This is a genomic window from Mesorhizobium sp. M7A.F.Ca.CA.001.04.2.1 (genome assembly GCF_003998485.1).
GTDB classification, from domain to species: domain Bacteria; phylum Pseudomonadota; class Alphaproteobacteria; order Rhizobiales; family Rhizobiaceae; genus Mesorhizobium; species Mesorhizobium ciceri.
Genome location: NZ_RZQT01000216.1, coordinates 1 through 6616, shown reverse-complemented (window position 1 = coordinate 6616; position 6616 = coordinate 1). Strand labels below are relative to the sequence as shown.

6 protein-coding genes and 1 pseudogene are annotated in these 6616 nt (G+C 59.3%); all 7 read right to left on the bottom strand.

Features of this window, described 5'->3' with window-relative positions; genetic code table 11:
- Positions 1-185: 185 nt before the first annotated feature.
- Complete coding sequence (locus EN955_RS33210; RefSeq protein WP_024505880.1) at positions 186-644, bottom strand: cytochrome c; 459 nt, start codon at positions 642-644, stop codon at positions 186-188.
- A gap of 6 nt (positions 645-650) precedes the next feature.
- A complete protein-coding gene (locus tag EN955_RS33205; RefSeq protein WP_081714483.1) occupies positions 651-1184 on the bottom strand; it encodes a methylamine dehydrogenase light chain in 534 nt (177 codons plus the stop codon).
- 25 nt (positions 1185-1209) lie between these two features.
- Positions 1210-1809, bottom strand: coding sequence for a redoxin domain-containing protein (locus tag EN955_RS33200; protein ID WP_024505879.1), 600 nt, complete (start codon positions 1807-1809; stop codon positions 1210-1212).
- A complete protein-coding gene (locus EN955_RS33195; RefSeq protein ID WP_024505878.1) occupies positions 1806-2366 on the bottom strand; it encodes a MauE/DoxX family redox-associated membrane protein in 561 nt (186 codons plus the stop codon). The genes EN955_RS33200 and EN955_RS33195 overlap by 4 nt, the downstream gene beginning before the upstream one ends.
- A gap of 5 nt (positions 2367-2371) precedes the next feature.
- A complete protein-coding gene (locus EN955_RS33190; protein ID WP_024505877.1) occupies positions 2372-3742 on the bottom strand; it encodes an amine dehydrogenase large subunit in 1371 nt (456 codons plus the stop codon).
- Positions 3743-4012: 270 nt separating this feature from the next.
- Positions 4013-5815: an ABC transporter ATP-binding protein gene (locus EN955_RS33185; protein ID WP_024505876.1), complete on the bottom strand. Its 1803-nt coding sequence runs from the start codon at positions 5813-5815 to the stop codon at positions 4013-4015.
- A 668-nt stretch (positions 5816-6483) separates the two neighbouring features.
- Positions 6484-6616, bottom strand: a pseudogene (locus tag EN955_RS33180) (IS256 family transposase); the annotation flags it as partial.

Sequence of the window (6616 nt, the reverse complement as noted above, 5' to 3'; positions counted from 1 at the left end):
TGGCCATACGACGGAACTTTGGATCGAACGGCTCACCGCTATCGCCTTCTCCATATTTGTTGCGAAGAGCTCTAAGACGTTCGTCGTCCCATGCCATTTGCCTACTATCTCCCTGTGGGCGCGGCCTCTTTTCCAGAGTCTTGGGTCGGATCTGGGCGAGCTCCCCGTTTGGTGCCGATTTGAACTCACTGCGCCGAATAAGACCCGATATCGATGCCTTGAGCTGCGAGGTCATCCGCGATGCGGCCGCGTAGGCGAGTGAGATCGTCCACGGGAATGTTCTTAAGACGCCTGATTTCATCGCCAGTCAGCGGCGGGCCAATGTCACTGATTGAGCGATCGCTCCAATGATCGAGCGCCCAGTTCAGTAGCTGGGCGATCTGACTATCCGACAGGCCGGAGTTCTCGATGCCCGGCACATTGGCGAGAAACATTCGCCCCTCGGGATGCAGGAGCAATTTGTTGATGCCCGCGAGCCCGGGCACACGGCCGGTCTTCGAGCCACTACCGTCGATGCCATGACAGCCAGAGCAACGCAGCAGGTAGAGGGTCTGCGGGGAATCGCTGCCGGGAAACGCGTGCCCCGTGAAGCTCAGCAGTCCCGCGCTTACCATGCCGGTCAGGAGGGTTAGCGGGATACCCATGCGTGGTCAGCCGCCCGCCGACACGCCGATCACGGCAGCGACAGTACAATGATAAATGCCTCGGTCATTGGCCATACACCAGTTTATATCGTTATGGACGCCCATGCGGTATCCTGGTCGCTCGCCGACGTTGTAGTTACAAGGACAGCGCCCGCAGGACGTCACTCCGCAGCAGTCGTTGTAACTGATGAGATAGGCCTTGCCGTCGTGGGCGTTTTGGCAGGTTCCCACCCAAGTGACGGCGGAGGCTTCCGACCCCGGCGGGCAGGATGAGACCGTCCCGCCGCAGCAGGTGCATAGGAAACCGTCAAGGGCGCAATAGCGCCAGTATTCGCACGCCGTATCGTCGTCCGCGCCCTGCGCATGCGCGCGTCCGCCGCTTCGATTGAAGGGCAGCATGGGCAGCGTTGTTCCGCCAACCAAGGCTCCACCTAGGATCGACAGAAAGTTGCGTCGTCCAAATCTCTGAGCGGAGCGCCGGATTCCGGCCTCCGAAAAGTCGTCGAAAGCGGTAATGAGCCTGGAAAACTTCTTCAACATGTGTGCCCCCAAAGAATCTCGACGTTCATTTTACGGCCGCCCTGTCCAGATAATGCTGGATTGACGGCGAACCGATTTCCTTCGCGATGAAAAGGCTCTCGAGCTGTTCGCGATTGTTTACCAAGCCCTTCGCGCGGACTACACGGGATCCATCGATCAGCACTGCGAAGGGGAGCCGACTGATACGAAACATCAAACCAAGGTCACGAGATAGAATATAAGGAAAGTCTCCAAGGCCGCGCTCGCGAACGAAACGCTCGTGGACGGTGCGTTCGCCGTCGCTGGCGAGCACCACGTCAAGCCAGCCCGCTTCCGCCGTCCGGGCCGATTTAAGGATGGGCAAAAGTCGCTTGCAGACGGGGCAGTCCGGCGAAACGAAAAAGAAGAGCTGGCTTCGGTCCCCGGCGACACCGACGGCGATCAAGCGGCCGTCGAGCGTCGTCAGGTCCATCTTGGGAACTGAATCGCCGATGCGGGGGCCTGAATCAGTGATGAGCGCCCCCATCGGTGCGACCCGCTCAAACAGGACTCCCACCTGCCGGGCGAGCGCCAGAACGACGATCAACAAGGCGGTCACAAGGAGCCCTAAAATGAAGACTGTGACAGCCAGCGCCTGATGTGTCATGTTCGCCCCTTATATCCGCGGCGGTAGGCGCCGACTGACCGTACATGTGAGAAGGTCTGCAGCAGCCTCTCGCAAACGAGCAAAAGCAGCCAAGCCGCCCCGAGGACCGTTGGCATCAGCATTACATCAGATACATCGAACGGCCGGACCACCACCGGCGCGGCGGCGACTCCAGCAAAGCCGGCAAGCAGGACGTTGCGGCCAACAAGTATCCAGGAGATGCTCTGACCTGGGCCGCCGCAGCCGCAATCAATGCTTGTGCGCCCACGGGCCAGATTGATCGCCATCGCTGCGCCATAGGCCAATAAAAGCAACGCCGCCGCCAGCGTTCCGACGCCTCTAAAGCCCGGCGTGAGCAGCGATGCCAGCGTGAGACTTTCGGCGCAGGTCAGCGCGGCAGTGACAGGACCGGCCAATCGCTCCGGCGCGATACGATAATCGATGACCGTTTGCCGCAACTTCCCGTAATCTGTAATTTTGTGAAGAATGGCGCGCGCGAACACCAAAACGAGGAGTCCGATTGAGGTGCCGACGGCCAGGGGATCGAGTTCGTGCATGGCGCTCAATCTGCCTCGACCTGGACGACGGTCTCACCCACCTTCTCGACATTTGTCTCCGTCAGCGCAAACTCCGCTGCAGGATCAGCGATGTAGCGGGTCACCGTAGTTTCGATTGGGTTGATGGCAAACAGGGTTGGTGTTTCGGCGGTGGAGACAGTCAAGGAAGTCGCTGCTGTGGTAGGTGAACGCGATAGCAATGCCTTTTTCCGCACGTCGAAGGCCCAAATTTCCTCCGCCGGGTTCTTGTGGCTGCCCTCCGCACCGCCGGAATGCATCAGCACAAAAAGCACGCCGGAACCGGAATGATAGGCGATCGGCTGGGCCCCCCCTGGGCGCCAGCTGCCTTCCACTCCTTCGTTGAGCGGGAACCTCTCGAGCAGCTCCACGGTCTCGCCTTCCGACTTGACCCTGTACACCGTGCCACCGTAGGAGATGAACAGCCAACTCTGGCCGTCCCGCTCGGCGTGGCTGAACAATGCATCCTCGTCGGCGTCGAAGAGCTTTGTGCTCGACTTGCGCTCGGCACTCTTGCCGTCCTGCGACAGCGTGTAAGTGCCGAAGGTGCCGTCACCACAAATCGTGGAAAAGCGTAACGGATTTCCCGCTGCCGGATAGGTGCCGTAGCAGCCGTCGTTCGAAATCTCGGCAGTGGCCGCCTTGGCATTCATGTCTACGACAGTGATGGAAGTTGCCGGCGTGGCATTCTGGATGAAGACGAAGCGATCATCGGCGGAACCCTGCATGAGCGGCCGATAGCTCCCAGCTTGCGCACGAGTCTTCGGAATCTCGATTTCTTCCTTGAGCGCAAGGCTCGAGGCATCATAGATCTGGAGGAGATCAAAGCGCTCGCCACGCGTCAGTTTCGAGTAATACGTGGTGGCGACGTAAATTTCGCTTTCGTGGTGGGGAAGGTAAATCATCCCGTCTAAGCCAGTGCTGACAATCCCCAGAAATTTAAGATCGTCGGTTCTGAGAATATACAGGCGACCATCAACATTGTGGCTGGCAGCCATATCGGCCAGATAGACTTTCTTGGTGCCGGTGGGGATCGATTCGACCGTAACCTCCTCCTGCTCAAGTTGTTGTGGGTGGGCTGCCAAGGCAGTGGTAGCGATTGCGGCGACAATAGTAAAAAGACCAGCCGCCGCAGTGAAATCTGGTCGACGGCTTTCCACTGCCGGAAAGCCTTCAATGGTCCGTCTCAATGTTCTTCGCAATGCCGTATCTCCCCGTTCGATCTTCACACGATCCGCGTCCAAGGCGTCGTCCATCACATGCAGCGTGGAAGCTGCGGCGGGAGCCTGCCCTGAAAGCCACCCGCAAGGCAGGACTTGCCCGCATATCGGTGTTCCCATCGCGATGACCCACGACATGAAGGTCGGTCGCCTGGCTTCTGCCGCCTCGCAACGAGGGAGTTTCAAAAACCGTGCCTATTGCGGGAAAAAAGGTTTCAGAAGAAATCCCATGCATACATTCAATGACTTAACGGGAGTGCAGCAGGAGCTAGACCGAACAGCCCTCGGTGTCGCGGACTCGACAAACTCGACAGTTGGTGTCGGTTGCCCGCCGTTCCCAAGCGGCGGATACGACTCTGCCGAGAGAAAATGGAAGCCGCCCTCATTGAACAGCGCTCCGCTTTCGCTTCAGACAAGCCCCTTCATCAGCTCCAGCGCCTGTCGCTCGAACATACGGCGGTAAAGGCCGTTGTCTAGGCGGATCAGGGCAGCATGGTTGCCTTCCTCGATGATGCGGCCGCGATCGAAGACGAGCAGTCTCTCGAGCACACGTACCGTCGAGAGCCGGTGGGCAATGACCAGCGTCGTTCTGCCGACCATTAGCCGTTCCATTGCCTTCTGGATCAGCACCTCCGATTCCGAATCGAGATTTGAGGTCGCCTCATCCAGGATCAGGATCGGTGCATTCGCGAGGAAGGCGCGTGCGATCGCCACCCGTTGGCGTTCCCCGCCGGAAAGTTTCATGCCGCGTTCGCCCACCAGCGTCCCATAGCCCTTCGGCAGGCGTGTGATGAACTCATGCGCGCTGGCGAACTGTGCCGCTTCCTCGATCTCGGCCTTGCTCGCACCGGGCCGGCTGTAGGCGATGTTCTCGGCAAGCGACCTGTTAAACAGGACCGGCTCCTGCTGCACGATCGCGATCTGCGAACGAAGCGACGCCTGGGTCACTTTGGAAATGTCCTGGCCGTCTATGAGGATCCGGCCGCCGTTCAGGTCGTACAGCCTCTGGATGAGCTTCACAAACGTGGTCTTGCCGGATCCGGAGGGACCCACCAATCCAACCCGCTCACCGGCCTTAATTGATGCCGAGAAACCGCTATAGAGCCACGATATATTGTTGCTATATTGGAAATAAACGTTCTCGAAGTCGATACGTCCCTTCGTGATCCCGATCGGCTTGGTTCCCAGACGGTCGGCAACGCCGAGCGGCTGTCTGTGGACATCGACCAACTCCTCCATGTCGTTGACCGAGCGCTGGACGTTGCGGACATGCATGCCGACATCGCGCAGATAGCCCTGCAGCACCAACCAGGAGGTGACTACGAAAGCGACATCGCCCGGGGTTGCCCGGCCGTGCGACCACAGAAGCAGGGCATAGCCGATCACCGCCGCCTCCAGCACGAGCAATGTGACGCCTTGGGTCGCGCTGTTGATCGTCTCGCGTATCCAGGCCCGACGCGTCCGATGCCGCCACTTCGTGATGACCTTCGCAAGGTACTCGTCTTCCCGCACCTCGGCGCCGAAGCCTTTGACCACCGCGTTGCAGTTGATCGCGTCCGCGAACTCACCCCCGAGTCGGGTATCCCAGCTGTTAGCGAGGCTCGCCGCCGGCGCGACATAGCAGAGCGACAGCGCGATCGTCAGTGCGAGATAGACGAGCAAACCGCAGGCGAGGATCAGGCCCATGCTCAGCCAGTACCAGCCAAGCAGCACGGTCGAACCGACGAGCGTGATGAGCGAAGGGAACAGCGCGACCAGGATTGTGTCGTTCAAGAGATCAAGCGCCCACATGCCGCGAGTGATCTTGCGCACCGTTGAGCCGGCGAAGCTGTTCGCATGCCAGTCGGTCGAAAGGCGCTGAACGTGGCGGAACGCCTCGCTCGAGATATCGGACATCATCGTCAAAGTCAGACTGATGCTGCCGATGAAGGCGACTTGACGCATGATGGCGGCGCCGAGCGCGAGCGCAATCAGCATGGAGAAACCTGCAAGGGCAGCATTCCATGCTATCACTTCGACGGCAGCACCGTAGGTCACAGCATCGACGAGACGGCCCAAATAGAGCGGCGTCAAGGTGTCAGCCACCGTTGCTGCAAGCACAGCCGCCATGATGCCTGCGAGCCGGACCGCCTGTCGGACCCAATAGCGAGTGATGAAAGCGAACACGTCGCGAAAAGCGCGGCCGCGCAGACCGACATTGAAACCACTCATAAGTCTAATACGAGCGCTTCGAAACGCTCGGTCCCAACAAAGCTGAATTGAAACTCCCATCCGAGGACGAAAACGGCCTCTCAAAATGCGATTTGGCACGGACCTGACATGCTGCCTCCCTTCGTTACGTCGACGACGTGTCACCCACGACATGGATTTCGGTCGGCAGTTCGTGCCGGCTTGCAATAAGGGAGAATCAAAAGTCGTGCCAACTGCGTGAAAAGAGTCTTCGAAGAATCGTCAGAATCGTTCTACATATTATTCAGAGGCTTAAATGAGAGTGCAGCAGTAAGCCCCGGAAGCGAGACCGACCATCACCGTGGCGCGGACTCGACAACCCAACAGAAGGTATCGATTGCCCAGCATCGTGCATGAATAGCGGACAAGATCCCTCCGCGGGGAGGAGGACCAGCAGCAGCACGATCGCGGGAAGACTCCGAAAAGCTCTCTCAGATCGACTAGTCAATCGACGGTGCCGCTCTCAAGAGCATGGTATGACGAATCCGATTGCGGCTGACCTGATGCGGTGGACGGCCTCCGCTCCCGGCATCGCAATGTGCCAAAGTGTGGCTGTCGAAAGTCACATAAGGGAGAGCCGTGATCGTGTCCCAGGGAGTGGTGTAGCTGACGGCTTGGTCGCCGCGCTCTCCGGCATGAGGCCGGGCTGATCAGCATGCGACGGCTGGCAGGCTGATGAGAGGATCATCGCTCATTTGGCTGATGGTTTCCAGCGTCATGTATCTGGCGCGTTGCACGGCCCATTCGTCGTTCTGTTCGAGCAGGATCGCGCCAACCAGGCGG

Bases quoted from the DNA above. Each gene is read 5' to 3' on its own strand.
- EN955_RS33210 (WP_024505880.1), bottom strand. From the start codon at position 644: ATGGGTATCCCGCTAACCCTCCTGACCGGCATGGTAAGCGCGGGACTG.
- EN955_RS33205 (WP_081714483.1), bottom strand. From the start codon at position 1,184: ATGTTGAAGAAGTTTTCCAGGCTCATTACCGCTTTCGACGACTTTTCG.
- EN955_RS33200 (WP_024505879.1), bottom strand. From the start codon at position 1,809: ATGACACATCAGGCGCTGGCTGTCACAGTCTTCATTTTAGGGCTCCTT.
- EN955_RS33195 (WP_024505878.1), bottom strand. From the start codon at position 2,366: ATGCACGAACTCGATCCCCTGGCCGTCGGCACCTCAATCGGACTCCTC.
- EN955_RS33190 (WP_024505877.1), bottom strand. From the start codon at position 3,742: ATGTCGTGGGTCATCGCGATGGGAACACCGATATGCGGGCAAGTCCTG.
- EN955_RS33185 (WP_024505876.1), bottom strand. From the start codon at position 5,815: ATGAGTGGTTTCAATGTCGGTCTGCGCGGCCGCGCTTTTCGCGACGTG.